Origin of the sequence: Bradyrhizobium sp. LA6.8, from assembly GCF_040547935.1 — a bacterium.
GTDB lineage: Bacteria > Pseudomonadota > Alphaproteobacteria > Rhizobiales > Xanthobacteraceae > Bradyrhizobium > Bradyrhizobium barranii.
In genome coordinates this window covers 425604-451558 of record NZ_JBEPQQ010000007.1, presented here as the reverse complement: position 1 = coordinate 451558, position 25955 = coordinate 425604, and the positions used below count along the sequence as shown (strand labels likewise).

The following is a 25955-nucleotide window of genomic DNA, read 5'->3' as shown; positions in this document are numbered from 1 at the left end:
ACGTCTGATTTCGACAAACGTCTTCCGTTGGTCGGCCAGACAAGCCAACGGTTGCAATTTTAAATCGAAATCCTTGTCGTCGAATGGTCGTGAATATTGACCGATTCCGTGCCGATCTGAGCCAGTCGGATGTTGCCCCTGCCAAACAAGAGGTTTTCTGAAAAAATATCGCTCAAATGCCTGAACCAATTTGGGTTTGAGATTACACCTATAGTTGAGGTGCGACAATCTGCCTTCCAATCACAAACGGAGGAAGTCATGGCAAGCTCGACCACGCGCGTGACGCTGGCGAACAGCGCACGGAAATTGCCGAAGGGGGCCAAGCTCGTCGGCGCGGCCGATCCCAAGCAGGAAATCGAGATCAGCGTCCGCCTGCGCGCGAAGCGTGCCGACGATGAGCAGGTGATGACGCTCGGCGCGCAACCGCCGCGCGAGCGGCAGTATCTCTCGCGTGCCGAGTTCGGCGCAGAGATGGGCGCTGATACCGCCGACGTCGCCAAGATCGACGATTTCGCGCATCACCACGATCTCAACGTCAAGAGCGTGCATCTGGCGTCCCGCACCGTGAAGCTGACCGGGACGGTGAAGGCCATGAGCGCAGCCTTCGGCGTCAAGCTCAACAAGGTCAGATACGAGGGCGCGACCCATCGCATGCGTAAAGGTAGCGTGCAGATCCCGGCCGAGCTCGCAGGTATCGTGGTCGGCGTGCACGGCCTGGACAACCGGCCGGTGGCGCAACCCCACTTCCGCCGCAAGCTGCCGCAGAAGGGCGCAGCCGCACGCGCCGCGCAGGGCGGCAGCTTCTCGGTCGATCAGATCGCCCAGCTCTACAATTTCCCCGGCGGCGAGACCGGCGCCGGCCAGTGCATCGCCATCATCGAGCTCAACGACATCGACCAGAAGGGCCATCCCACGGGCGCCGGCTACAAAACGTCAGACCTGCGCACCTTCTTCAAGAAGGCGGGCATCCCGATGCCGAAGATCGCACCCGCGAGCGTCGACGGCGGCGCCAACAAGCCCGGCCATTCGGACGCCGACGGCGAGGTCGTGCTCGACATCGAGGTGGCCGGTGCGATCGCGCCCGGCGCCAGGATCGTGGTCTATTTCGCGCCCAACACCACCAACGGCTTCATCGATGCGGTCAAGGCCGCCGTCCATGACACCGCGCGAAAACCTTCGGTGATCTCGATCAGCTGGGGCGGGCCGGAAGACCAGGAAGGCTCGCAGCAATTCGTCGACGGCCTGAACGAGGCGATCCGCGACGCCGCCGCGATGGGCGTCACCGTCTGCGTTGCCTCGGGCGACAATGGCTCGGCCGACATGGGCGCGGACTGGGACGGCAAGCCACATGCCGATTTCCCGGCCTCGAGCCCGTTTGCACTCGCCTGCGGCGGCACCAATCTGAAGGCGCCGAACGGAGATATCAACGAGGTGGTCTGGAACGGCGGGCCGCAGGGCGGCGCAGGCGGCGGCGGCGTCAGCGTCGTGTTCCCGCGGCCGCAATACCAGGCGCAGGCCCATGTGCCGAAATCACCGACGCATCACAACGGCCGCGGGGTGCCCGATGTTGCCGGCGATGCCGATCCGGCGACCGGCTACCAGATCTTCCTCAACGGCGTCGGCACCACCATCGGCGGCACAAGTGCCGTGGCGCCGCTGATGGCGGGGTTGATCGCCCGCATCAACGAGGCAACGACGAAGAAATTCGGCAAGACCGTCGGCTTCATCAACCCGCTGATCTATGCCTCGCACACGCAAGGCGTGTTCCGCGACATCACGGTCGGCAACAACGACATCACCGGCGATCTGCACGGCATGTACAAGGCCGGCCCCGGCTGGGACGCCTGCTCCGGCCTCGGCGTCCCCAACGGCGAAGCGCTGCAGAATTTGCTCTCGGCGTGAGGTTCTCTCTTCCTTCTCCCCTTGTGGGAGAAGGTGGCGCGAAGCGCCGGATGAGGGGTATGCTTCCGCGAGTTCAGAATTCGCGGAGAAATACCCCTCACCCGTCTCACCGCTGCGCGGTGAGCCACCCTCTCCCACAAGGGGAGAGGGTTAAGCGCGTGTGCGACTCGCTCCTACTCGTGCCGGTGTCCGTGCTTGCGCGCCTTCGCCTGCTTCCCTTCACCGGTCGGGATCATCACCACGCGGCCGTAGCGGACGCCGCGTTCGGCGATGATGTGGTCGGCGAAATGCCTGACCTCGCCGGCGTCGCCGCGCAGCGCCGTCATCTCCATGCAATTGTTGTCGTCGAGATGGACGTGCAGGGTGGCCAGCGCGAGGTCGTGGTGGCCGTGGAATTCCTGCACCAGGCGCTTCGAGAGATCACGCGCGGCGTGGTCGTAGACGTAGACGAGGCCGGCGACGCAGGGGCCGGTCTGCGCGGTGTCCTCGGTGCTCTGTTGCAGGCCGGCGCGCGCGAGGTCGCGGATGATCTCGGAGCGGTTCTGGTAGCCGCGCGCTTCCGCCGCCGCGTCGATCTCCGCCAAAAGATCGTCCTCGATGGTGATCGTAATCCGCTGCATCAGGTCCTCTCCGCGCGTACCGCCGAATGGACCTGTTCTACACGGATTTCGCGCCCCTCACAGCCGGGTCCCGCGCAGCCGCAGCGCATTCCCGACCACGCTCACCGAGGACAGCGCCATCGCGGCCGCGGCGATGATCGGGGAGAGCAGGATGCCGAACGTCGGGTAGAGGATGCCGGCCGCGATCGGAATGCCGGCGGCGTTGTAGATGAAGGCGAAGAACAGGTTTTGCCGGATGTTGCTCATGGTCGCCTGCGACAGTCTTCGCGCACGCACGATGCCGGTGAGATCACCGCCCAGCAGGGTGACGCCGGCGCTCTCCATCGCCACGTCCGTGCCGGTGCCCATGGCGATGCCGACCTCGGCGGCCGCCAGTGCGGGCGCGTCGTTGACGCCGTCGCCCGCCATCGCGACGCTGCGCCCGGCCTTTTGCAGCTTCGTCACCACCGCGCTCTTCTGGTCGGGCAGAACCTCGGCCTCGACCTCGGCGATACCGAGCCGGCGCGCCACCGCTTCCGCCGTCGTGCGATTGTCGCCGGTCAGCATGATGACCTTGATGCCTTCATCGGCCAGCGCCCTCAGCGCTTCCGGGGTCGAGGCCTTGACCGGATCGGCTATCGCGAACAGACCGGCCAGCTTGCCGTCGACGGCCATGTTGATCACGGTGGCGCCGTCCTGGCGCATCCGTTCGGCCTCGGCATCGAGCGCCCTGGTGTCGATACCGATCGACCCCAGGTATCTTGCGTTGCCGAGCACGATGCTCCTGCCGTCGATTTTTCCGGTCGCGCCCTTGCCCGTCGGCGAGTCGAACTGTTCGACCTGAGCGAGGGTGAGTTGCTTCTCTTTCGCGGCGCGCACGATGGCGTCGGCGAGGGGATGCTCGCTGGCGCGCTCGACGCTGGCGGCGATACGGAGGATGTCGTCCTCCGCAAAGCCGGCAGCCGGGACGATCGCGACCACCTTCGGCTTGCCCTCGGTCAGCGTGCCGGTCTTGTCGACCACCAGCGTGTCGATCTTCTCCATCCGCTCCAGCGCCTCGGCGTTCTTGATCAGCACGCCCGCCTGCGCGCCGCGGCCGACGCCGACCATGATCGACATCGGGGTCGCCAGGCCGAGCGCACAGGGGCAGGCGATGATCAGCACGCTGACGGCGGCAACGAGGCCGAACGCCAGCCGCGGCTCCGGTCCGAACCAGGCCCAGGCGGCAAAGGCGGCGATGGCGACGGCGATCACGGTCGGCACGAACCAGCCAGCGACCTGGTCGGCCAGCCGCTGGATCGGCGCGCGCGAGCGCTGCGCGTCCGCGACCATCTGCACGATCTGCGACAGCAGCGTCTCGCGCCCGACCTTGTCGGCGCGCATGATGAAGCCGCCCGACTGGTTGAGCGTGCCGGCAATGACCTTTGCGCCGGTCTCCTTGGTCACCGGCATGGATTCGCCGGTGACGAGGGATTCGTCGAGCGCGGAGCGTCCCTCGAGGATAATTCCGTCGACCGGTACCTTCTCGCCGGGGCGGACGCGCAAATGGTCGCCGGCGTGGAGCGTATCGATCTCGACCTCGTGCTCGCCGCCATCGGCATCGACGCGGCGCGCGGTTTTTGGCGCAAGCTGCAACAGCGCCTTGATCGCACCCGACGTCGCGTCACGGGCGCGCAGTTCCAGCACCTGGCCGAGCAGCACCAGCACGGTGATCACAGCGGCAGGCTCGAAATAGACGGCAACGGCACCATCATGACTGCGGAAGGTCGCCGGGAAAATCTGCGGCATGACAGTCGCGACGACGCTGTAGACATAGGCGACGCCTGTGCCCATCGCGATCAGCGTGAACATGTTGAGGTTGCGGGTGACCAGAGACTGCCAGCCGCGGACGAAGAACGGCCAGCCGGCCCACAGCACGGCGGGCGTGGTGACGACGAGCTGGATCCAGTTCGACAGCGCCGGATCGATCCAGTTGTGAGGGCCGGCGAGATGGCCGCCCATCTCCAGCACCACCGCCGGCAGCGCCAGCGCGCCGCCAATCCAGAACCGCCGCGTCATGTCGGCAAGCTCGGGATTGGGTCCCGTCTCCAGGCTCGCGACCTCCGGCTCCAGCGCCATGCCGCAGATCGGGCAGCTGCCGGGCCCGACCTGGCGGATCTCCGGATGCATCGGGCAGGTGTAGATCGTGCCCGCGGGCATCTCGGGTTCGGGCGCCTTGTCTCTGGCGAGATACTTTGCGGGATCGGCGGCGAATTTGGTGCGGCAGCCGGCCGAGCAGAAATGGAAGGTTTCGCCGTGATGTATGTGGTGATGCTTCGAGGTCGCGGGATCGACCGTCATGCCGCAGACGGGATCGAGGACTTTTGTCGCGGCGGCGCCGTGGTCATGCGCGTGGTGTTGGGCATGATCGCCGTGCCCGCCGCAGCAGGAGGACGCCGCGGGCTTGTCGACTGGCGGAGCAGCCATGGGGGCGGCCTCGGGAGCAGCCTTGGCGGAACAGCCGCATCCGGAAGGTGTCTCCGACGTGTGATGGTGCCCGTTTTCGGCGTCGTTCATTGCCATGCTCCGGCCTTGCAACATATACCCTAGGGGGGTATATAGAACGCATGCGCAAGGACATCAAGGCATCCGTCGGAAAACGTCTTGGCCGGATCGAGGGTCAGGTTCGCGGCCTCTCGAAAATGGTCGAGGAGGACCGCTACTGCATCGACATCGTGACGCAGATCTCGGCCGTGCGTGCCGCGCTGCGCCGGGTCGAGGAAGAGGTTCTGAAAGATCACGTCGCCCATTGCGTCGAGCACGCGATCGCGAGCGGCGACAAGGCCGATCAGCGCGAGAAGATCGCGGAGCTGATGGCGGTGATCGGGCGAGCGGAACGATAGGTCGTTACTTCCGTCATTGCGAGGAGCGCAGCGACGAAGCAATCCAGACTGCCTCCGCCGAGGGACTCTGGATTTTCGCTACGCTCGCAATGACGGTGGAAAGAGCAGTGCAACGTCTCTCCCGGCGTTCGTCGGGACGACAGCAGGCGCATTAGCTACGCCGCCATCTCCTGCGCGCGTCCCCGCGCGCGGTACATTGCCAGTTCGTTCAGCAGCACAAAATGCTCGGAGCAGGTGGCACCCATCTCCGCGGGCTGCGCGCTTATTTGCTCAGCCGGAATTTCACCCGGCGCCTCTTGGTCAATCGCTTCAGGAACGAGCGGCGGCGCACTGAGCGTTTCTGGAAACACACTGAATGTGCCCGCTACCTCCTCGAGCGGCTTTTGCTTGTCGGCCCAATGCAGCGCGGTGTAGTCGAAGCCGTGCACGATGGTGGGTTTGACGACTTCGAAATAGGGCGAGATGTCGAAGTCGCGGGGCATGTAGAGCGAGGAATCGCGGATGTGCAGGATCTCGCGGCGGGCGGCGCGGCTGCCGGCCTTGGTGATCTTCGGCAGGATCGGATAGCGCACGGCGTCGAACGCCTGCGCGATCAGCGCCGAGCAGATGATTTTTGTCGGATCGCCCGAACCGATCGAGATCATGCGCCGCCGCCAGCGTTGCGGGATCGGCAACGGGAACAGGAAGCGCATCAGGTCGACGATGTTCTTGGTGTCATAGCCGAAGCCGATGCGGTTGATCGCATAACGGCAGACCGTGGTGCGGTCCTCATAGGACAGCCCGACCGGGCGGCAGACACGGGTGTGATACGGGAAATATTTCGACAGCGGCGCCGAGGTGACGCCCTCGCCGATATTGGCCTCGATCAGCACATGCGGCTCGCCGTTGGGCTCCGTGGCGCCCTCGACCGGACCGACATAGAGCGCGGCATGGGACCAGGTCGACTGCGTCAGATATTTGATGATGCCGGAGATGCGGTTGTTGCCCTCGACCAGCAGCACGTCGCCAGGCTCGATGACGCCGCGCAGGTGCTCCGGGTCGCTCGGCGTGAACGGCTCGTAGCCCGGCACCTCCTTCGAGAGGTACGCGGCAATCAGCTTGCCGACTGAGTCCAGAACCGTCCCCATTTCAAACTCCCCCCACGGCCTTTTCCGGCCGTCTTTTTCCCTTCTCTATCATGGTCGAAACGTGTTGCAATTCGGTTCATCACTCTGTGAGATCAAGCACGATTGATTCACCATGATGGTTGCCGTGCAACACCAGATGCAGCAAGGTTCGCGGGCTGTTCCCGTTCGCCGCAAGTTCCCGGAAACCATGACATGACAATCACGCGCCGCAGCTTCCTATCGGCGTCGGCGGCTCTTGCCGCGATGCCGGTCCTGCGCGCGACTGCCGCACCCCTGCCGCGTGAGGCCGACATCGTCGTGATCGGCGCGGGGGCGGCCGGAATTGCCGCGGCGCGGCGCATCATGGCGGCCAACCGCAAGGTCGTGGTGGTAGAAGCGGCATCCCAGGTCGGCGGCCGCTGTATCACGGACAGCACGACCTTCGACGTGCCGTTCGATCGCGGCGCGCGCTGGATGCACAATCCCGAGACCAATCCGATGATCCGGCTGGCGCGCAGTGCCGGGCTCGACGTGCTGCCGGCACCGACCGGCCAGAAGATGCGTATCGGCCGCCGCAATGCGCGCGCGGGCGAGACCGAGCAATTCCTGGCGGCGCTGGTGCGCGCCAACCGCGCCATCGACGAGGCCGGGCGCGGCAAGCTCGATACGGCCTGCGCCTCGGTGCTGCCTAAGGATCTCGGCGACTGGGCCGGTGCGGCCGAATTCGTGCTTGGTGCGAGCTTTGCGGGCAAAGACCTCAAGGAGCTGTCGGCGATCGACAAGGCGCGTGCGCAGGACCGCAACACCGCGATCGCCTGCCGCCAGGGCCTGGGGACCCTGATCACCAGGCTCGGCGAACAGGCGCCGGTGGCGCTGGCGACGCCGGTGAGCAGGATTGTCTGGAGCAATCGCGATGTCAGCGTGGAGACGCCATCCGGCAGGATCGCCGCACGCGCCGCCATCGTCACGGTCTCGACCAATGTGCTGACGTCGGGCGCGATCAAGTTCGGGCCTGATATTCCCAAGCGCACGCTCGACGCGGCGTCAAAGCTCACGCTCGGCAGCTACGATCGCATCGTGCTGCAACTGCCGGGTAATCCGCTGGGGCTCTCGCGCGACGACATCCTCATCGAGCAGAGCAATTCGACGCGCACGGCGCTGATGCTCGCCAATATCGGCGGCTCCTCACTGTGTTCGATCGATGTCGGCGGCTCGTTCGGCCGCGATCTCTCCGAGCAGGGCGAGAAGGCGATGGTCGCCTTCGCCAGGGAATGGGTCACGAAGCTGTTCGGCAGCGAGGCGGCGGCCGCCGTACAGAAGACCACCGTGACGCGCTGGAACGCATCGCCTTTCGTGATGGGCGCGATGTCGGCGTCCTCGCCCGGCGGGCAGCTCTCGCGAAAAATCCTGACCGAGCCGATTGGCAACCTGTTCCTCGCCGGCGAAGCCACGCACGAGACGCTGTGGGGCACCGTCGACGGCGCCTGGGAAAGCGGTGAGCGCGCAGCCGATGCGGCCTTGCGCAAGATCGGCGCGCTCAGGGACGAGTCGGCCGACGTGCCGACGCAGTCGACGAAGAAGCGCCGCGCGCCGCGGCAGTAGGGCAATTAAGTCGCCAAACACTCCGCTGTCGTCCCTGCGAACGCAGGGACCCATAACCACAGGGAGTGGTTTGGCGAAAGCTAGCAGTTAGGGGTCCTTGGTCGGTACTGCCACCTGCGCTTATCGACAAATCACGCGGTATGGGTCCCTGCTTTCGCAGGGACGACAGCGGAGATTGTTACCGCAAAATCCCGTCCAGCACCGGCAGCCCCGCGATCACCGCCATCGCGATCAGACCGTAGCAAATCGCGCGAAACACTTTTTCGCTGGCGCGGCCGAACAGCGACGCACCGAACGCGACGCCTATCGCATAGACCGGGCCGACGATCAGCGACAGCACCAGCGACTCGCGTGAGATCAGGCCGGTAGCCGCGTAGCTGACCATCGAGAAGAAATCCGACGCGCCGAAGAACAGCACGATATTGGCGCGCGCGACGATCGGCGCGATGGGGCGGCCGAGCCAGTAGCCGACGATCGGCGGGCCGCCGGTCTGCGCCAGACCGCTACAAAAGCCCGAGAGGCCGCCGATGCCGACCGAGAGCCAGGCGTGGTCCTTGCCGCGATAGCGCCAGCCGGACAGCAGCAGCAGCAACAGCGCGGCGACGAAGCAGGAGATGATCCAGCGCGTCGTGACGGGCTCGAGCACGCTGAGGAAATAGGTGCCCACCGGCACGCCGACCAGCGCGCCCAGCACGATCACCGCGGTGGCCTTGCGGTCCGCCTTCCGCCACGCGTCGGGCAGCAGCGGCAGGGCCGCGACGAAATCGATCACGAGGAGCAGCGCGGCAACGAGACGCGGCGCTGCGATGCTGCTCGCCAGCGGCATGAAGATCAGCGCCGAGCCGAAGCCGGAGAAGCCGCGCGCGGTACCTGAAACGAAAGCGACGGCGCAGAGCGCCATCGCAATGGTGAGGCTGACGTCCTTCGGAAGAACATCCGCAAGGGTCATCCGCGCAAGACGCCGCCGGTCTTCTTCGTGACCTCGGCCACGACCTTTGCCGCAACGGCCTCGATCTCCTGATCGGTCAGCGTCTTCTCGCGCGGCTGAATCGTCACGGCGATCGCGATCGACTTCTTGCCGTCATCGATGCCCTTGCCCTCGTAGACGTCGAAGACATTCACGCCGGTGATCAGCTTCTTGTCGACGCCTTGGGCGGCGCGAACGATGTCGCCGGCCTTGACCGTGCGGTCGATAATGAAGGCGAAATCGCGCGACACAGGCTGGAAGGCCGAAAGCTCGATCAGGGGCTTGGCGCGGGTCGGCTTCTTCTTCGCCTCGGGGATGCGATCGAGGATCACCTCGAACACCATCAGCGGACCGTCGGCGCCGAGCGCCTCGAGCGCGCGCGGATGCATCTCGCCGAAATAGCCGAGCACGTTCTGCGGGCCGATCTGGATCGTGCCGGAACGCCCCGGATGCAGCCAGGCTGGTCCGCCCGCGACGATCTGCAGCGCCTGCATCGGTGCTCCGGCAACGGCAAGCACCGCGAGCGCGTCGGCCTTGGCGTCGAACAATTCGGCCTGCGCCGAACCCGACCAGTGCCGTCCCAGACCTTCGGACGAGGCAAAGCCGCGCCGAACGCCGCTCGCCGCCATGAACTGATCCTGTGGGCGGTCGCCTTTGAACAGCTGGCCGACCTCGAACAGCGCGACATCGCCGAAGCCGCGATCGGCGTTGGACTGCGCCGCTGCGATCAGGCCCGCCAACAGGGTCGGCCGCATGTCGGAGAGATCCGAGGCGATCGGGTTGGCCACTTCGAGCTCGCGCTGGCCGCCGCCGAACAGGGTTGCCGCAGACTTCGTGATGAAGGACCAGGTCACCGCTTCGATGATGCCGCGGCTCGCCAGTGCGCGCCTGGCGCGGCGGGTGCGGAGCTGCAGCGGCGTCAGCACCGGCTTGCGCGCGTCCTCGCCGCGCTCGAACGGCGTCATCGGCACCTTGTCGACGCCGTAGATGCGCACGATCTCCTCGACGATGTCGGCCTTGCCATGCACATCGGTGCGCCACGAGGGCACCGCGACCTTCACCACCGGACCCGGGCCGGCCATCATGAAGCCGAGATGGGTCAGGATGCGCTTCATCTCCGGCTGCGGCACCTCGATGCCGGACAGCCGCTTGACCTCGGTGACCGGAAAATCGATCACGCGGTCGTCGCCGAAAGCCTTTCCGACCACGACGTTCTCGGACGGCGCGCCGCCGCACATCTCCATCACGAGCTTGGTCGCGAGCTCCAGCCCCGGCACCATGAAGGCCGGATCGACGCCCCGCTCGAAGCGGTAGCGCGCGTCCGAATTGATGCCGAGCTTGCGCCCGGTCTGGGCGATGTTGATCTCGTTCCACAGCGCCGATTCGATCAGCACGTCGGTGGTGTTCTCGTCGCAACCCGAGGCTTCGCCGCCCATGATGCCGGCGAGCGATTCGACGCCGTGCTCGTCCGCGATCACGCAGATGGCGGGATCGAGATTGTAGGTGCGGCCGTCGAGCGCCAGCAGCGTCTCGCCATCGCGGGCGCGGCGCACCACGAGATTGCCCTTCACCTTCTTGGCGTCGAATACGTGCAGCGGGCGGGCGCGGTCGTAGGTCATGAAGTTGGTGATGTCGACCAGCGCATTGATCGGACGCAGCCCGATCGCGGTCAGCCGCTTCTGCAGCCATTCCGGCGACGGCCCGTTCTTCACCCCGCGCACGAGGCGCAGCGCGAAACCCGGACACAGCGTGGCGTCCTCGACCGTGACCTTCACGGGGCACGGGAATTCACCCTTGATCGGCTTGATCGTGGGGTCCTTGAACTTGCCCATGTCGGCGGCGGCGAGATCGCGCGCGATGCCGTGCACGCCGGTGCAGTCCTGCCGGTTCGGCGTCAGATTGATCTCGACCACGGGATCGCCGAGGCCCGCCCATGCGGCGTAAGCAGCACCGATCGGCGCATCCGCCGGCAGCTCCATGATGCCGTCATGGTCGTTGGAGATCTGGAGTTCGGCCGCCGAGCACAGCATGCCGCGGCTCTCGACGCCACGGATGGTGCCGACACCGAGCGTGATGTCCTTGCCGGGAATGTAGGTGCCCGGAGGCGAGAACACGCTGACCAGGCCCGTGCGCGCATTCGGCGCGCCGCACACGACCTGCACCGGTGCGCCACCATCGCCGGTGTCGACCATGCAGACGCGCAGGCGATCCGCGTTCGGATGCTGCTCGGCCGAGATCACCTTCGCGATGGTGAACGGCTTCAGCGCCTTCGCCTTGTCCTCGATGTTCTCGACCTCGAGCCCGATCATGGTCAGCTTGTCGGCGAGCTTTTCCAGGGGCTCGTCGGTGTCGAGATGATCCTTCAGCCAGGAGAGGGTGAATTTCACGAGCTCAGTCCTCCCGCAAGCGTCGGCACTTCGAGCGGCTTGAAGCCGTAATGGGACAGCCAGCGGACGTCGCTGTCGAACAGCTGGCGCAAATCGGCGATGCCGTATTTCAGCATGGCGATGCGGTCGATGCCCATGCCCCAGGCAAAGCCCTGGTACTCGTCGGGATCGATGCCGCAGGCGCGCAGCACGTTCGGATGCACCATGCCGCAGCCGAGAATCTCGAGCCAGTCCTCGCCCTCGCCGAAGCGGATCTCGCCCTTGTCGCGGCGGCACTGGATGTCGACTTCCAGCGACGGCTCGGTGAACGGGAAGAACGACGGCCGGAAGCGCATGTTGATGTGGTCGACCTCGAAGAACGCCTTGCAGAACTCGTGCAGGATCCACTTGAGGTGGCCGAGATGCGAGTGCTTGTCGATGACGAGGCCTTCGACCTGGTGGAATTGCGGCGTGTGGGTCGCGTCCGAATCGATGCGGTAGGTGCGGCCCGGGCAGATCACGCGGATCGGCGGCTTCTGGCTCAGCATGGTGCGTACCTGCACCGGCGAGGTGTGGGTTCGCAGCAGCATGCGCGAGCCGTCCTCCTTCGGATGGAAGAAGAAGGTGTCGTGCATCTCGCGGGCGGGATGGCCCTCCGGGAAATTCAGCTTGGTGAAGTTATAGTCGTCGGTCTCGATGTCGGGGCCTTCCGCGACCGAGAATCCCATGTCGGCGAAGATCGTCGTCAACTCGTCCCAGACCTGGCTCAGCGGATGGATGCGGCCGGCTTCAGTCGGCGCATCGCGCAGCGGCAGGGTGACGTCGATGGTCTCGGATGCGAGCCGTGCATCGAGCGCCGCCGACTTCAGCACGTCGCGCCGCGCGGCGAGGGCCTGGGTGACCTCGTCCTTGGCCTGGTTGATCGCGGCGCCTTGCGTCTTGCGCTCGTCCGGCGACATCTTGCCGAGCGTTGCAAGCAAGGCCGAGATCGAGCCCTTCTTGCCGAGGGAGGCAACGCGGACGGCTTCGAGGGCGGCTTCGTCCCCGGCAGCACTGATCTGCGCGAGGATGGATTGGACGAGACTGGCGAGGTCGGACACGGTCGGATCCTTTCAAAACGCTGCCGGTTGTGGCCGCAGCCGGGCCGGAACGTCAAGCCGTATAGCCGTCGTAAATGCAGGGCATTTGAACCCTATAGGCATGGCTGGCACCAACCTGAAGTCGAGGGAGAAGACGATGCGTTTACGATCCTGGGTGGTCGGCTTGAGCTTGGTTCTTTTGGGGAGCGCGGCTCACGCCGCGGAGGAATGCCCGGCCAAATCGACGTCGATGGATGACATCATCGCGGTCCTGAACGCGGCGCCGAGCTGCGACCGTGCCATGACGCTGTTCGATGCTTGCGCATACGGCGCCAGCGGCGACGTGCAATTCGGCGAAGCGGTCGAGAAGAAGTGCGAGGCCGATTTTGTCGGCCGGCTGAGAACGCCGCAGAAGCTCAGCTATCAGCGCGAGTTGCGGGTCTGCGACCGGAAGTACCGGAACAAGTCCGGCACCATGTATATCTCGGCCACGGCCTTCTGCCGGGCGGAGGTCGCCCAGCGTTACTCGCGACGTGCGCTGAAGGCCGGCGGAGCCGGCCGTTAGTGCTGGGCTTGCTCTGAAGCAGCCGCTTAGGCGGCCAGCGCAGCCTTGGCCTTCTCGGCGATCGCCTGGAACGACGCAGGCTCGTGGATCGCGAGATCCGACAGCACCTTGCGGTCCACGGTGATGCCCGACTTGGCGAGACCGTCGATAAATCGGCTGTAGGTCAGGCCGAACGGACGCACAGCGGCGTTGAGACGCTGGATCCAGAGCGCGCGGAAAGTCCGCTTCTTGCGCTTGCGATCACGGAACGCGTACTGCTGGGCCTTTTCCACGGCCGGCTTGGCGGCGCGGATGGTGTTCTTGCGGCGGCCGTAGAAACCCTTGGCGGCCTTGTAGACTTTCTTGTGCTTGGCGTGGGCGGTCACACCGCGTTTGACGCGAGACATGACAAAATCCTTCAGAGATGACTTGGTTTTCGGATCGCCGCGCGAGCGCGGCGGAGGTGGCAATGATCTTCGACGATCTTGGACGCGATCAGGCGTTCGGCAAGAAGTACTTCTTGACGTTGTCGCCGTCGGTCTTGAACAGCACGCGAGTGCCGCGCAGCTGACGGATCTGCTTCTTCGTCCGCTTGATCATGCCGTGACGCTTGCCGCGCTGGGCGTGCATCACTTTGCCGGTGGCAGTCACCTTGAAGCGCTTTTTAGCGCCCGATTTGGTCTTCAGCTTGGGCATTTGGCTCTCCTAATGGCCACAGAAATCCGCCCGCGAAGGCGGCTGGCCGTCAAAAATGCTCGTTAGAGCGTTGATTGTGCTCAGGTTTTACGAACAAGCGCGAAACCCGCACGGACACCGCCACGGCAGCCCTTAATCAGCCGGGCGATGAAGGCTGGGCTTATGACAGAGGACAAGCCAAATGGCAACGCTGAACCGCCGAAACCTGCCCGGCGACTATTCGGAGTTACCACCCATATGTCCAAGCCATGTCGCCTGGAGCAAGACCAAAATGGCCCATTTTCCCCGATCGCTTTCGTCCTTGACGGACCTCGCCCGCCCGCGCCGCCTGGCGCTGCTTGCCGTGCTGGCCACGGCCATGCTGCCCTCGACCGCCGACGCCCGTATCGGCAGCTATGACGGCATCTGGAATGTCACTTTCGCCACCACGCGGGGCAATTGCAGCTCCGGTTACAGCGTCCCCTTCACCGTCACCGGCGGCCGGGTGTCGTCCGCCGGCGGCGGCCGGGTCTCCGGCACGGTTCGTCGCGGCGGCGCCGTCGCGGTCCAGGTCTCGGTCGGCGCGTCCCACGCCAGTGGAGGCGGCCGGCTCGGCGGGGTGGCCGGTGCAGGCTCCTGGAACGGCATCATTTCCGGCGACCGCTGCAGCGGCATCTGGCATGCGACCCGGTCCTGATACACAAACGGCCCGCCGGAAATCCGGACGGGCCGTTGAACTCTCAGTCCTGAAAAGCGGACGTCAGCGCGGCGCCAGCACCATGACGACCTGACGGCCCTCGAACCTGGCGTCCTGCTCGACCTTGGCGAGCTCGGCGACGTCGTTCTTGATCTTGTCCAGAAGCTTGGTGCCGATCTCCTGGTGCGCCATTTCGCGGCCGCGATAGCGCAGCGTGATCTTGACCTTGTCACCCTCTTCGAAGAACCGCTGCATCGCGCGCATCTTCACGTCGTAATCGTGGTCGTCGATCATCGGGCGGAGCTTGATCTCCTTGATCTCGACGATCTTCTGCCGCTTGCGGGCTTCGGCGGCCTTTTTCTGGGCGGAATACTTGTACTTCCCGTAGTCCATGATCTTGCAGACGGGAGGGCTGACATTCGGCGAAATCTCGACCAGATCCATGCCAGCTTCCTGGGCCATGCGGATGGCCATGACGGTTTCGACCGTGCCCTTGTTGTCACCGGTCTGATCGATCAGCTGGATTTGCGCATTGCGAATATCATCATTGATGCGCGGCCCGTCTTTGCTGGCAACGGGCGGGGCTTTATTGGGACGGCGAATGGGTGGTTCTCCAAAATTGTGAAAGAGGCGGCTAGTCTGAAGGAAGATGCGTTTGCGGGCAAGCAAGTCGCGTGCGGGAGGCGAAAAAGCCTCAAATGCGAGGCATTTTGGTCACGCCCATGGGCACGCTGCAGGACATAGACACCTTGCTTCTGTTCCGCAAGCGTCCCAAAGGGCAATAGCGATGCTGGGCTGGGCCTCGGAACGCATCCAGACAGTTCAAACCGAACAACCAGAGTAAACGTTCCATGAGCAATGCAATTCCCGAAGCCGTGCTCGGCTTCATCGATGTGGGCGAGGGCCCGTCCGCACGCAGGATCGCGGTGCGCAGCCGCGCCGGTCGAGGACCCGGACTAGTCTGGCTCGGCGGGTTCAAGTCGGACATGCAGGGCAGCAAGGCCGTGGCGCTGGATGCCTGGGCCGCGGACCATGGCCGCGCCGCGGTCCGGTTCGACTACTCCGGCCATGGCGAATCCAGCGGCGATTTCGCCGATGGAACCATCGGAAGCTGGCTCGAGGACAGCGTGGCGGTGTTCGAGCGGTTCTGCGACGGCCCGCAGGTTCTGATCGGTTCCTCCATGGGCGGCTGGATGGCGCTGCTGCTCGCGCGCGAGATCAGGAAGCGGGCCAGTCAAGCGTCGCTTGCGGGCCTGGTGCTGATCGCGCCGGCGCCCGACTTCACCGAGGAGCTGATGTGGAAGAATTTTTCGCCCGCGGTGAAGAAAGAAATCGAGACCAAGGGCTTCTGGCTGCGGCCGTCGGATTATGGCGATGGCTCGCCTTATCCGATCACGCGGAATCTGATCGAGGAGGGCCGCAATCACCTCGTGCTCGGCAGCGCCATCGATCTCGGCTGTCCCGTCCGCATCCTCCAGGGCGCCCAGGATCCGGATGTGCCCTGGCAGCACGCCTTCGCGCTGACGCATCGCCTGCCCGCCGACGACGTCGTGCTGACCATGATCCAGGACGGCGATCACCGCCTCTCCCGTCCGCAAGATATCGCCCGCATTCTTGCCGCGGTAGCCGAGATCGGGTGAGAGTTTTCTTCCTTCCCCCCCTGTGGGGGAAGGTGGCGCGAAGCGCCGGATGAGGGGTTGTCTCTGCACGTCCGAATGAGAGTTGGACTCGCGGAGACAGGCCCCTCACCCAAGTGAATGCGTGTCAACGAGCGGAGCTGCCCTCTCCACAAGGGGAGAGGGCACAACAAGAAACACTGGGAGGCAAATACAATGACCACCACCACGATGCTGCGCGCCTTCTGCGACGCGGTCGAGCAGCGCAACGGCCGTGCGTTTGCCGACCTGTTCACCGAGGACGGCGTCTATCACGACGTCTTCTACGGCGCCTTCGAAGGCCGCGAAAAGATCGCAGCGATGGTCGACGACTGGTTCTATCGCACGGCGACCGATTTCCGCTGGGACATGCATGACCCCGTCACCGACGGCACCACGCTCTATGCGCGCTACACCTTCAGCTATCGCTCGACCTTGGCCGAAGCGAACGGCGCGCGGGCGATGTTCGAGGGCGTCGCGATCATGACGCTGCGCGACGGCAAGATCGTGAGCTATCACGAGGTCGCCAACACCGCGCCGGCGTTCGTCGATCTGAAGTTTGCGCCGGAACGGATTGCGAAGATCGTCGGCAAGCAGGGCGTCGAGCTGAAAGCGCGGCCGGAGATGCAGCGGCATCTGGCGTAGGCGCGCGCCCCGGAATGACGACGAAGAGCTATCGCTTCGACGGATTCGCCATCGGCTTGCGCTGTGCCAGCGCGGCGACCGTGGCGGTGCCGATCGGGCCTTGCTCGTCGTAGAGCCAGCATTCGCCGATCGCGACACCGTCGGTCGCCTGGTGATTGACCACGTCGAAGCCGATCCAGTTCGTCACCGGCAGCCGGTGCAGATAGATCGTCACGTCGCTGTTGATGTAGCCGAGCCCCTTGTCGCCGGCGTTGGCAAAGGGGCTCGCGAAATCGGCGCCGACAGCGACATGCACGAACGGCGTCATCGGCACGCCGGCCACCAGTTCGCGCACCTCGCTCATCCAGAGCCGGCGCGGACCGAGCGAGCCCATATGGCCGACGATCGGCCGCGTCGTCCATTTGCCGTTCATGCCGAGCCTGGGATCGGTCGGCTTGGGAATGTCGTCCGGCTTCGGCACGTCCCAGTTCGGCGGCGACCAGACGTTGCCGTCCGGATTCTGCGTTTTGCGCAGCAGCTGGCACGAGGCACGCGCCATGCTAACGCCGCCGGAGACAAATTCGGCCTCGACCACGCGAATGCGTAGTCCGTCGCGCACCAGCCGCGTCGTCACCTCGATCGGCTTGTCGATGGTCGGCAGCCGAAACATGTCGACCGTGAGCCGCGCCGGGACGAATTCCGGGCTAGAATGACGCTCCTCGATGGCGAAGCCGAGCAGGCCGACGATGACGCGTCCGTGCAGCGATTTCGGATCCCAGGGACCGTTGGCCACTTCCGTCGGATGGAATGTATCGCCGTCGCGGGTGAAGAAAGGCATGTTTGTCATGACGCGCGACTTTGAGGAAAGCTGCGGGGAAATCAAGTGTGGCGAGGTGCGTGTACCGTCGCCAAAAAACGGTGTCATCGCCCGCGAAGGCGGGCGATCCAGTACTCCGAGACGGTCGTGATTGAACCGATGGGCCGCGGCGTACTGGATGCCCCGGTCGAGCCGGGGCATGACATCGAGAATTAGGAAGCGCCTTGCCACTCCTCACGCACGCTGTCGTCACGCTCGTTGCTCGCCGCCGCAGACCTCATCGCCTCAAACTCTCCGCGCGACACCAGCTGCTCCAGCGCCCACACCGCAGCGCCACGCACCAAAGCGCTCTCATCGCCGAGCAATCGCCGCGCCTCCTCCGCCAGCATCGCCTCACCGGAGTTACCAATCGCGATCAGCACGTTCCGCAAAAAGCGGTCGCGGCCGATGCGCTTCACCGGCGACTTCGTGAACAGCGCGCGAAACGATGCATCGTCGAGCCGTGCGAGTTCGGCAAGCGACGGCGCGCGCAATTCGTCGCGCGCGGCGAGCTTTGCCTCGCGCCCCTCCTGCGCGAACTTGTTCCAGGGACAGGCCGCAAGGCAATCGTCGCAGCCATAGATGCGGTTGCCGATGGCTTTGCGAAGCTCGCGCGGGATCGGTCCCTTGTTCTCGATGGTGAGATACGAGATGCAGCGCCGCGCATCGAGCTTGTAGGGTGCCGGAAACGCCGCGGTCGGGCAGATGTCGAGGCACGCCTGGCATGAGCCGCAATGATCGATCTCGGCGTCGTCGCGCGGCAGCTCGAGCGTCGTGTAGATCGCGCCGAGGAATAGCCAGGAGCCGAACTCGCGTGAGACGAGATTGGTGTGCTTGCCCTGCCAGCCGAGATGCGCGGCTTGCGCCAACGGCTTCTCCATCACCGCCGCCGTGTCGACGAACACCTTGACGTCCGACGGCGCGGTCGCCACCAGCCAGCGCGCCAATGCCTTCAGGCGCTTCTTGATGAGATCGTGGTAGTCGTCGCCCTGCGCATAGACCGAGATCGCGGCGCGCGTGCGCTGCTGCAGGATCGCGAGCGGATCCTGGTCGGGCCCGTAATTGACGCCGAGCATGATGACGCTGCGCACGTCCTGCCACAGCCCGCGCGGATCGACGCGGCGCTCGGGGTGTGCTGCAAGCCAGTCCATGTCGCCATGGCCGCCCGAGGCGATGAATTCGAGAAAATGCTTCCCGGCGTTCTCGATCGTGCCGGAAGCGGTGATGCCGATGCAATCGAAGCCGAGCGCGCGTGCCTCGTTTGCAAGCGCCGCCTTCAGTTCGGTCGGATCGAAGTTCAGAAGTCGAGGTCCACGTAGGTCCGCGATGCCGGCACGCCCGCCAGCCATTCGCTCAGCAGCGGACGGAACGACGGGCGGGATTTCACCCGCGCGTACCACGCCTTTGCTGCGTCGTCCTCGCTCCATGGCACGTCGCCCAGATAGTCGATCGCCGAGAGATGCGCCGCGGCGGCGAGATCCGCGTAGGTGAGCCGGTCGCCGGCGAGGAAGTTCCGCGTCTGCGCCAGCCAGCCGATATAGGCCAGATGATAGCGCACGTTGGCCTTGGCGGCTCGCATCACGTCGGCCGAGGGCGCGCCGCCGCCGTTCTCCTCGCTCATGAAGCGCTTGTAGATGCGCTCGGTGACCAGAGGATGCGAGACCTCCTCGAAGAATTTTTCGTTGAACCAGGCCATCAGCCGGCGCACCTCGATGCGCTCGGCGACCGTTTCCGGCATCAGGCGCTTCGGTCCCATGTCGGCGCCATAGGCCTCGTCGACATATTCAGCGATGATCGCCGCGCCCGGTATGGGCGATTGTTCCTTGTCCACCAGGACGGGCGTGGTGCCGGCCGCATTGAGCAGCAGAAACGCCTCGCGCCGCTCCCAGCTGCGCTCTTCGACCAGCCGCAGTTCGAGCCCGTATTCTCCCGCGATCAGGCGGATGAAACGCGAATGCGGGCAGAACGGATGATGAAACAGCGTAAACATGAAGCCTTTGACTATTTGATGGTGATTAAGAATCCATCAATGTTTGTGCGGCGCCACACTAGTTCTTCAAAACCGCGAAGCAAGGGTGCGATGCCGCATTTTGCGATTGCGGCAAAGAGGCGAATAGGCGAGAAGAGCCCCGCTTTTCCAGCGGAAATGGACCGTAAATATGTCAGACGCAATACGGGCAGTGATCCTCGGCATCATCGAGGGTGTGACCGAGTTCCTTCCCGTGTCCTCGACCGGCCACCTTCTGCTCGCGGAGCGCTTCTTCCATCTCGGCGAAGGCGCCTTCTGGGATTCGTTTACCGTTCTGATCCAGCTCGGCGCGATCCTCGCGATCGTCGTGCTGTACTTCAAGAAATTGTGGGACGTCGCGATCGGTATGTTCACCGGCGACGCCTATGCGCGCCGCTTCGTGATCGGCGTGCTGGTGGCGTTCTTGCCCGCGGTCATCGTCGGCCTCGTTGCCGGCAAATACATCAAGAGCCTGCTGTTCAATCCGTGGGTCGTGTGCTTCTCGCTGATCGTCGGCGGCGCCATCCTGCTGTGGGTCGATCGGCTCGATCTCAAGGCGCGCGAGCATGACGCCACCCGCTTTCCGCTGCTGATGTATCTCTATATCGGCATTGCGCAGTGCATCGCGATGATCCCGGGCGTGTCGCGCTCCGGCGCCAGCATCGTCGCCGCGATGTTTCTGGGCGCCGACAAGCGCGCGGCGGCGGAGTTCTCGTTCTTCCTCGCCATCCCCACCATGATCGGCGCGTTCGCCTACGATTTCTACAAGAACCGCTCCGAGATGACGATGGACCACATGGGCATCGTCGCGATCGGCTTCGTGGTGTCGTTCATCACCGCGATCATCGTGGTGAAGACGTTTTTGAGCTACGTCACCCGCCACGGCTTCGCGGTGTTTGCCTGGTGGCGCGTGATCGTCGGCACGCTCGGCCTGATCGCACTGGCGCTCGGCCGTTAACCTTAGAAACGCGTTGAGCCCGTAGCCCGGATGGAGCGCAGCGTAATCCGGGCCGGCAGCGCTTGTGGCACCATCCCGGATTGCGCTGCGCTCCATCCGGGCTACGCTCCTACAGCGCCTTCAACGTAAAATAAGCTTTTGATCGGTAGGCAGTTTCCAGAGCAGGGCGGCGCGCGCCCGGCACAGGAGCTGAGCCATGACCCTCGTCAGCGGCTGGGGGCGTTTCCCGGTCGTCGATAGCGAGCTGCTGCGGCCGCGGTCGTTCGAGGCCGTGGGCGAAGCCGTGGTGACGGGCTCCGTGGCTCGGGGCAATGGCCGCGCCTATGGCGATGCCGCGATCGGCGCCGCAAGGACCATCGCGATGACGGGGTTCGACCGGGTCCGGTCGTTCGATCCCGTGACCGGACGCATCTGGCTCGAAGCCGGCGTGCTGCTGTCGGACCTGATCGACACCTTTGGTCCGCGCGGTTTCCTGCCCTTCGTGGTTCCCGGAACGCGCTTCGTCTCGGTCGGCGGTGCCATTGCCGCCGATGTCCACGGCAAGAACCATCATTGCGAAGGTGGTTTCGGCCGCTATGTCGACAGCATTTTGCTGCGCACCGGGCAGGGCGAGACCATCGAGGCCTCGCGCGAACAGAATTCCGATGCCTTCTTCGCGACCGTCGGCGGCATGGGCCTCACCGGGGTGATCCTCGAGGCGACGATGCGGCTACGACCGGTCGAAACGGGGTGGATCCGCGAGCGGGTGATCTCCGCATCCGATCTCGATGCCGCGATGCGCGCGCTCGATGCGGGCGATTCCGCGACCTATTCCGTGGCCTGGATCGATTGTGCCGCACGCGGCAGCGATCTCGGCCGCGCGCTGATCTATCTCGGCGAGCACGCAAGGACGGGCGAGATTGCCGACGGCGCCGGTGCATTTCCCGCCGGCAAAAATCCCGGCCTCGCGGTGCCCATCGACCTGCCGTCGATGACGCTGAACCGCTACAGCATCCGCGCCTTCAACGAGCTCTACTACCGCATGGGCGCGCGGCGCGCCGGGGGCAGTCATGTGGTCTCGCTCTATCCGTATTTCTTCCCGCTCGACAGCATCGCCGACTGGAATCGCATCTACGGCCGGCGCGGCTTCCTCCAGCATCAATGCGTGATTCCGGAGCTGGGCGCCCGCGCCGTGCTCGGCGAGATCCTCGATCGCGTCGCCCGGCGCGGCGACGCCTCCTTCCTCGCGGTGCTCAAGAAACTCGGCCAGGGCGACGGCATCCTGTCGTTCCCGCTGCCCGGCTACACGCTGGCGCTGGATTTCCCGGTGAAGGGCGACATCCTGAATTTCCTCGACGAGATCGACCGCCTGGTCGTCGCCGCCGGCGGCCGGCTTTATCTGGCCAAGGATGCACGCCAGTCGCGCGCCACATTCGAAGCCGGCTATCCGGCCTTGCGGCGCTTCAACGCGATCCGAAAATCGCTCGATCCCGCCGGGACCATCCGCTCAAAACTTTCACAACGCCTGTTCGATGAGGTCTAAGCCGTGACGTCACGCAAGTCCGCAATTGTGCTCGGTGGCTCCTCCGATATCGGCCGCGCCGCCGCGCGCGCCTTTGCCAAGGCCGGATACGATGTCGCCCTCGCAGGCCGTGACGTCGCCGCACTCGAGCCTGACGCCGCCGATCTGCGCGCGCGCTACAATGTCGAGGTTGGCCTCCACAAATTCGATGTGCTCGATACCGCTTCGTTCGAGGGCTTTGTGAGCGGCCTTGCTGCGTTGCCTGATGTCGTCATCTCGATCGTCGGCCTACTGGGCGTGCAGCAAAATGCCGAGAGCGATCTCGCGCACGCCACCACGATCATGCGCTCGAACTACGAGGGCCCCTCGCTGATTCTCGGCCTGTTCGCGGAGAAATTTTTGGCACGCGGCAGTGGTACGCTCGTCGGCGTCTCGTCCGTCGCCGGCGATCGCGGCCGTGCCTCCAATTATGTCTACGGCTCGGCGAAGGCAGGCTTCTCCGCCTTCCTGTCGGGCCTGCGCGCCCGCGCCAGCCGCGGCGGCGTTCACGTCGTCACGGTGAAGCCCGGCTTCGTCCGCACGAAAATGACGGAAGGCATGAAGCTGATCGGCCCGCTCACCGTCGAGGCGCCGGTCGTCGGCGATGCGATCCTCAACGCCGTCGAGAAGAAGACCGACGTCGTCTATGTCAGCGGCAAATGGCGTCTCGTGATGCTGATCATCAAGACGCTGCCGGAAGCGGTGTTCAAGAAGCTGAAGTTTTGAGGCTTGAAGGAATTGCGCAGCTGCCGCGCCGGCAGTGCGCCCCCTCGCCCCGTTCTTACGGGGAGAGGGTTGGGGTGAGGGGCCTCTCTCCGCGCATACAACTGCCGAGGGACCTGTACCCCCTGACCCGGATCGCAAGAGCGATCCGACCTCTCCCCGCAGGCGGGGCGAGGTGAAGAAAAACCTCAAACGCTCATTCGCTGGAACTGCCCGGCCGCGCGAAAACGCCAGAGATATTGCGGGGCAATGGCCTCCAGCGAATCCCCGGCAATGCCGAGGCCTTCCAGCGTCAGCCCCGCCGCCTTGGCCGGCTCCGACACGACATTGTCGTGCTCGAGCAGCGTGACCTGGTCCGGCGTAAGCTTCAGCGCACCCGGCGCGAATTGCAGGAAGTTGGCCTGGAAGCGAGCAAGGCCGAACGACAGCGGGATCAGCGCCCGCTTGCGGTCGGTGATGGCCAAAATGGCCTCGATGATCTCGCGCATGGTCAGCACTTCCGGCCCGCCGAGCTCGTAGGTCGCGCCCGCCTTGGCCTTGCCGTCGACGGCATCCGCGATCGCGGTGGCGACGTCGCCGACATAGACCGGCTGCATCCTGGTCTCGGCGCCGATCAGCGGCAGCACCGGCGACATCCGCGCCAGCGCGGCAAAACGGTTGGTGAACTGGTCCTCGGGGCCGAACATCACGGAGGGACGGAAGATGGTGGCCGAAGGCACCGCGGCCAGTACCGCCGCTTCGCCGGCCGCCTTGGCCTTGGCATAGCGCGAGGGCGATTCCGCATCGGCGCCGATCGCGGAGACATGCACTAAACGCGCGCCAGCGGCGGCGGCCGCCTTGGCGACGGTCTCGGCACCCCTGGCCTGGACGGCGTCAAAGCTCTGCGCGCCGCCCTCGGTGAGGATGCCGACCAGATTGATCACGACATTCGAATCACGCATCGCCGCCTCGACCGAGGCCGGATAGCGCAGATTCGCTTGTACGGTGTGGACCTGCCCGACCTTGCCGGAGGGCTGGAGGTACCCGGCCAGTTCCGGCCGCCGCACCGCGACGCGGACCCGGTAGTCCCGCCGGCACAGCGCGCGAACGACATTCCGGCCCAAAAACCCCGATCCGCCGAAAACCGTGACGAGAGTTTCCAGATTCGATGCCATGGGATCCATTCCTGGGGTCCATTCCTGCGGAAAGAGTGCGTGTTATCAGGCTTGTATCGGGCCGGTTTGCGATGCGCAATCGGCATCCCCGCGCAGGTGCCAAGCAGCATTTGACAACCGCGTCACCGAACCGTAGTAACCGCCTCCGTGCCCCAAACGGCATGCCCAGGTGGTGGAATTGGTAGACGCGCTGGCTTCAGGTGCCAGTGGCTTAACGGCCGTGAAGGTTCGAGTCCTTTCCTGGGCACCATACAATTCTGGAAAATGAGCAATTCCAGTTAGTTGAGCCCCATCTGCGTGCTTGGACGGCTCCCTTGGCCACGGGTGGTTTGGCTCCTGGCTTGCAAGAATACGCTCGCCGTGTCGGCACCCGCGCTTCCTATTTCGCAGAGCGTTTGCGCTGGATGCGACCGCCCGGTTTGCTGGCCCATAAATACAAACCGCTCACCAGCACCATGATCGTCACGATGTCGAAAAACGCCCAGACGAGCTTAGGCGCCAGGCCGGGAAACGTCGTCGGAAAATGCAACGGCTCGGCGATCAGCAGCGCCTTCGTGACACCCGTCGGCTCGAATACGTCCGACACGCCACCGGTATGGGCGTCGATGAGCACCGCGTAGAAGAGCTCCTGTGTCATCATTTGTCCGTCCTTCATCAGAACCACGTAGTGGTTGGACGGACTGATCTCAGCGTTCGGGAACAACAACGACATCACTCGCGCTGCTGGCACCTTGCCGCGGGCAGCAGCAATCGCAGCTTCGATTGACCCAGGCCGATCGACCTCTTCCATTCGCCCTGCCTGTGTCATGACGACCCGCCGCCGAATCTCGTCGGACATGGCTGTCCTTACCGAAGTGGAAACGGGGCCATGCAGGGTGTTGATTGCTCCGGTCGTGGCAACGAGGAGCAGCCATGCCATCGTAATGATGCCCGTCAGATTGTGCAGGTCGAGCCACAATAGTTTTCGGCTCTTGTTCGTGCGAACCGTGCCAAATCCAAATCGGCGGACGAATGGCGGATAGAGTATCAAGCCCGAGACGATAGAGGCGATGACGACGAGTGCCATGCCGGCAAGGAACAAGCCGCCGGGCAGCCCCAGATACAAATCCGCGTGCAGCGTGTGCAGGAATTGCATCACGGGACTACGCCGTTGCGGCATCGTTGTGAGCTGACCGGTGCGAAGGTCGATCGCCTCGCGGTGTATCCGGGTGGGTCCGGCATCCGGGGTTGGCGCCGAGCGCGTCTCCACGATTGGCCACCGCTTGGCAAATTCGAGTGAGATCATCGTATCGCCGGGGTGTCGCGCCCGCGCTGCCGAGACGATGGAATCAAGCGTTGGCACGCCCTTGCTTTCCGGGACTTCGGCCAACATTCCCGATGAACCAAACGCCTCGTCGATCTCTTTTTGAAATATCAGCGGCAAGCCCGTCAGGGAGAGGATCAGCAGGAACAGCGTCGAGATGATGCTCGTCCAGCGGTGGATGCCGGCCCACGTCCGCAGCGATCGCATGTTAGGTCGCTTCCGCGCGGCGGTGTGCGATGCATTTACCAGTAGCGATGTCATGTCGGGTCTTGAGTCCCCAGCAATTGCGCGTCTGTGACAATTGACCGCGGTGGTTTCGCGCGGTCTGCCTCATGGCTCGTCGCGATCCCATCCGGCGCGTTGCGGTCTTACGAAGTTTTTCGAATCGTGCGTTCGGGCGGCAGCAAAAGGCTTTCGCGCTTACCAACAATCGATGCGATGTGAAATCGAAACGTAGAGCGGCGCGCCAGGATCACCTGGAAGCTTAGATGCCTTCTAGTTGGCATGGATTTTCCCGAATGCTTATTCGCTCTCGTCCCAAGCGATTCGTGTCTGGGACGGGGCATCAAGAAGAAAAGACTCCGGGGACTGCATGCTTAACGACGTGACCTTCTCGCGCGCATTCGGGCTTGCGTGCGTGTCAGTGTTTTTGACCACGACCTCATCCGTCGCACAGCAGTCGGGCCGCCAACAATCGGCGACGTCCGGACAGTCA

24 protein-coding genes and 1 tRNA gene are annotated in these 25955 nt (G+C 64.6%); 11 read left to right on the top strand and 14 right to left on the bottom strand.

What is annotated here, in order from left to right; all coding sequences use genetic code 11:
- The first annotated feature begins 258 nt into the window (after positions 1 to 258).
- Positions 259 to 1902 carry a S53 family peptidase gene (locus ABIA90_RS31305; RefSeq protein WP_354119199.1) on the top strand — a complete coding sequence of 548 codons (1644 nt, stop codon included), beginning with the start codon at positions 259 to 261 and terminating at the stop codon, positions 1900 to 1902.
- A 173-nt stretch (positions 1903 to 2075) separates the two neighbouring features.
- Here the strand turns inward: ABIA90_RS31305 and nikR are convergent, their stop codons facing one another.
- Positions 2076 to 2522, bottom strand: a complete 447-nt coding sequence (gene nikR, locus ABIA90_RS31300) for a nickel-responsive transcriptional regulator NikR (protein ID WP_028148816.1) — start codon at positions 2520 to 2522, stop codon at positions 2076 to 2078.
- Between the two features lie 57 nt (positions 2523 to 2579).
- Positions 2580 to 5057 (bottom strand): heavy metal translocating P-type ATPase, encoded by a 2478-nt coding sequence (locus tag ABIA90_RS31295; protein WP_354119198.1) that lies wholly within the window; start codon positions 5055 to 5057, stop codon positions 2580 to 2582.
- Positions 5058 to 5107: 50 nt separating this feature from the next.
- Between ABIA90_RS31295 and ABIA90_RS31290 the strand changes: the two genes are divergently transcribed.
- Entirely contained in the window at positions 5108 to 5383 is a 276-nt protein-coding gene (locus tag ABIA90_RS31290; protein ID WP_007598521.1) for a metal-sensitive transcriptional regulator, read from the top strand.
- 155 nt (positions 5384 to 5538) lie between these two features.
- Here ABIA90_RS31290 and ABIA90_RS31285 read toward each other — a convergent pair whose 3' ends face one another.
- Positions 5539 to 6510 (bottom strand): YiiX/YebB-like N1pC/P60 family cysteine hydrolase, encoded by a 972-nt coding sequence (locus ABIA90_RS31285; RefSeq protein WP_354119197.1) that lies wholly within the window; start codon positions 6508 to 6510, stop codon positions 5539 to 5541.
- A 192-nt stretch (positions 6511 to 6702) separates the two neighbouring features.
- Here ABIA90_RS31285 and ABIA90_RS31280 point away from each other — a divergent pair, with 192 nt between their 5' ends.
- Positions 6703 to 8091, top strand: a complete 1389-nt coding sequence (locus ABIA90_RS31280; protein ID WP_354119196.1) for a flavin monoamine oxidase family protein — start codon at positions 6703 to 6705, stop codon at positions 8089 to 8091.
- Positions 8092 to 8269: 178 nt separating this feature from the next.
- On the opposite strand, the gene ABIA90_RS31275 is transcribed toward ABIA90_RS31280, so the two are convergent.
- The 3 genes from ABIA90_RS31275 to pheS are packed head-to-tail and all read right to left on the bottom strand — an operon-like array spanning position 8270 to position 12524.
- A complete protein-coding gene (locus tag ABIA90_RS31275; protein ID WP_354119195.1) occupies positions 8270 to 9040 on the bottom strand; it encodes a sulfite exporter TauE/SafE family protein in 771 nt (256 codons plus the stop codon).
- On the bottom strand, positions 9037 to 11445 hold the full coding sequence (gene pheT / locus ABIA90_RS31270; protein WP_354119194.1) for a phenylalanine--tRNA ligase subunit beta: 2409 nt from the start codon (positions 11443 to 11445) through the stop codon (positions 9037 to 9039). The genes ABIA90_RS31275 and pheT overlap by 4 nt, the downstream gene beginning before the upstream one ends.
- On the bottom strand, positions 11442 to 12524 hold the full coding sequence (gene pheS / locus ABIA90_RS31265; RefSeq protein ID WP_038932708.1) for a phenylalanine--tRNA ligase subunit alpha: 1083 nt from the start codon (positions 12522 to 12524) through the stop codon (positions 11442 to 11444). The genes pheT and pheS overlap by 4 nt, the downstream gene beginning before the upstream one ends.
- A 136-nt stretch (positions 12525 to 12660) precedes the next feature.
- On the opposite strand from pheS, the gene ABIA90_RS31260 reads away from it, so the two are divergent.
- Positions 12661 to 13068, top strand: coding sequence for a hypothetical protein (locus tag ABIA90_RS31260; RefSeq protein ID WP_028148823.1), 408 nt, complete (start codon positions 12661 to 12663; stop codon positions 13066 to 13068).
- Between the two features lie 26 nt (positions 13069 to 13094).
- Here the strand turns inward: ABIA90_RS31260 and rplT are convergent, their stop codons facing one another.
- Positions 13095 to 13454 (bottom strand): 50S ribosomal protein L20, encoded by a 360-nt coding sequence (gene rplT / locus ABIA90_RS31255; RefSeq protein ID WP_014490867.1) that lies wholly within the window; start codon positions 13452 to 13454, stop codon positions 13095 to 13097.
- An 88-nt stretch (positions 13455 to 13542) separates the two neighbouring features.
- Positions 13543 to 13743 carry a 50S ribosomal protein L35 gene (gene rpmI, locus ABIA90_RS31250; RefSeq protein WP_008539890.1) on the bottom strand — a complete coding sequence of 67 codons (201 nt, stop codon included), beginning with the start codon at positions 13741 to 13743 and terminating at the stop codon, positions 13543 to 13545.
- A 271-nt stretch (positions 13744 to 14014) separates the two neighbouring features.
- On the opposite strand from rpmI, the gene ABIA90_RS31245 reads away from it, so the two are divergent.
- On the top strand, positions 14015 to 14419 hold the full coding sequence (locus ABIA90_RS31245) for a hypothetical protein (RefSeq protein ID WP_085404991.1): 405 nt from the start codon (positions 14015 to 14017) through the stop codon (positions 14417 to 14419).
- A 63-nt stretch (positions 14420 to 14482) separates the two neighbouring features.
- Here ABIA90_RS31245 and infC read toward each other — a convergent pair whose 3' ends face one another.
- Positions 14483 to 15022: a translation initiation factor IF-3 gene (gene infC / locus ABIA90_RS31240; protein WP_071917037.1), complete on the bottom strand. Its 540-nt coding sequence runs from the start codon at positions 15020 to 15022 to the stop codon at positions 14483 to 14485.
- Positions 15023 to 15270: 248 nt separating this feature from the next.
- Between infC and ABIA90_RS31235 the strand changes: the two genes are divergently transcribed.
- On the top strand, positions 15271 to 16059 hold the full coding sequence (locus ABIA90_RS31235; protein WP_354119193.1) for an alpha/beta hydrolase: 789 nt from the start codon (positions 15271 to 15273) through the stop codon (positions 16057 to 16059).
- A gap of 192 nt (positions 16060 to 16251) precedes the next feature.
- Complete coding sequence (locus tag ABIA90_RS31230) at positions 16252 to 16719, top strand: nuclear transport factor 2 family protein (RefSeq protein ID WP_354119192.1); 468 nt, start codon at positions 16252 to 16254, stop codon at positions 16717 to 16719.
- A 28-nt stretch (positions 16720 to 16747) separates the two neighbouring features.
- Here ABIA90_RS31230 and ABIA90_RS31225 read toward each other — a convergent pair whose 3' ends face one another.
- From ABIA90_RS31225 to ABIA90_RS31215, 3 genes are all read right to left on the bottom strand, one after another.
- Positions 16748 to 17545: an acyl-CoA thioesterase domain-containing protein gene (locus ABIA90_RS31225; protein ID WP_354119191.1), complete on the bottom strand. Its 798-nt coding sequence runs from the start codon at positions 17543 to 17545 to the stop codon at positions 16748 to 16750.
- A 182-nt stretch (positions 17546 to 17727) separates the two neighbouring features.
- Positions 17728 to 18903: a tRNA epoxyqueuosine(34) reductase QueG gene (gene queG / locus ABIA90_RS31220; RefSeq protein WP_354119190.1), complete on the bottom strand. Its 1176-nt coding sequence runs from the start codon at positions 18901 to 18903 to the stop codon at positions 17728 to 17730.
- Entirely contained in the window at positions 18852 to 19544 is a 693-nt protein-coding gene (locus ABIA90_RS31215) for a glutathione S-transferase family protein (protein WP_014490874.1), read from the bottom strand. Before ABIA90_RS31215 ends, queG begins: the two co-directional genes overlap by 52 nt.
- A gap of 169 nt (positions 19545 to 19713) precedes the next feature.
- Here ABIA90_RS31215 and ABIA90_RS31210 point away from each other — a divergent pair, with 169 nt between their 5' ends.
- The 3 genes from ABIA90_RS31210 to ABIA90_RS31200 all read left to right on the top strand — a co-directional run bounded on the left by ABIA90_RS31210 (position 19714) and on the right by ABIA90_RS31200 (position 22786).
- Positions 19714 to 20520, top strand: a complete 807-nt coding sequence (locus tag ABIA90_RS31210) for an undecaprenyl-diphosphate phosphatase (RefSeq protein WP_063980219.1) — start codon at positions 19714 to 19716, stop codon at positions 20518 to 20520.
- A 196-nt stretch (positions 20521 to 20716) separates the two neighbouring features.
- Positions 20717 to 22042: an FAD-binding oxidoreductase gene (locus ABIA90_RS31205; protein ID WP_354119189.1), complete on the top strand. Its 1326-nt coding sequence runs from the start codon at positions 20717 to 20719 to the stop codon at positions 22040 to 22042.
- Positions 22043 to 22045: 3 nt separating this feature from the next.
- Complete coding sequence (locus tag ABIA90_RS31200) at positions 22046 to 22786, top strand: SDR family oxidoreductase (RefSeq protein WP_354119188.1); 741 nt, start codon at positions 22046 to 22048, stop codon at positions 22784 to 22786.
- A 185-nt stretch (positions 22787 to 22971) separates the two neighbouring features.
- Here ABIA90_RS31200 and ABIA90_RS31195 read toward each other — a convergent pair whose 3' ends face one another.
- Positions 22972 to 23937: a complex I NDUFA9 subunit family protein gene (locus tag ABIA90_RS31195; protein WP_354119187.1), complete on the bottom strand. Its 966-nt coding sequence runs from the start codon at positions 23935 to 23937 to the stop codon at positions 22972 to 22974.
- Positions 23938 to 24100: 163 nt separating this feature from the next.
- Here ABIA90_RS31195 and ABIA90_RS31190 point away from each other — a divergent pair.
- A tRNA-Leu gene (locus ABIA90_RS31190) sits at positions 24101 to 24187 on the top strand.
- A gap of 129 nt (positions 24188 to 24316) precedes the next feature.
- On the opposite strand, the gene ABIA90_RS31185 is transcribed toward ABIA90_RS31190, so the two are convergent.
- On the bottom strand, positions 24317 to 25447 hold the full coding sequence (locus ABIA90_RS31185) for a PepSY-associated TM helix domain-containing protein (RefSeq protein WP_354119186.1): 1131 nt from the start codon (positions 25445 to 25447) through the stop codon (positions 24317 to 24319).
- Between the last annotated feature and the right edge of the window lie 508 nt (positions 25448 to 25955).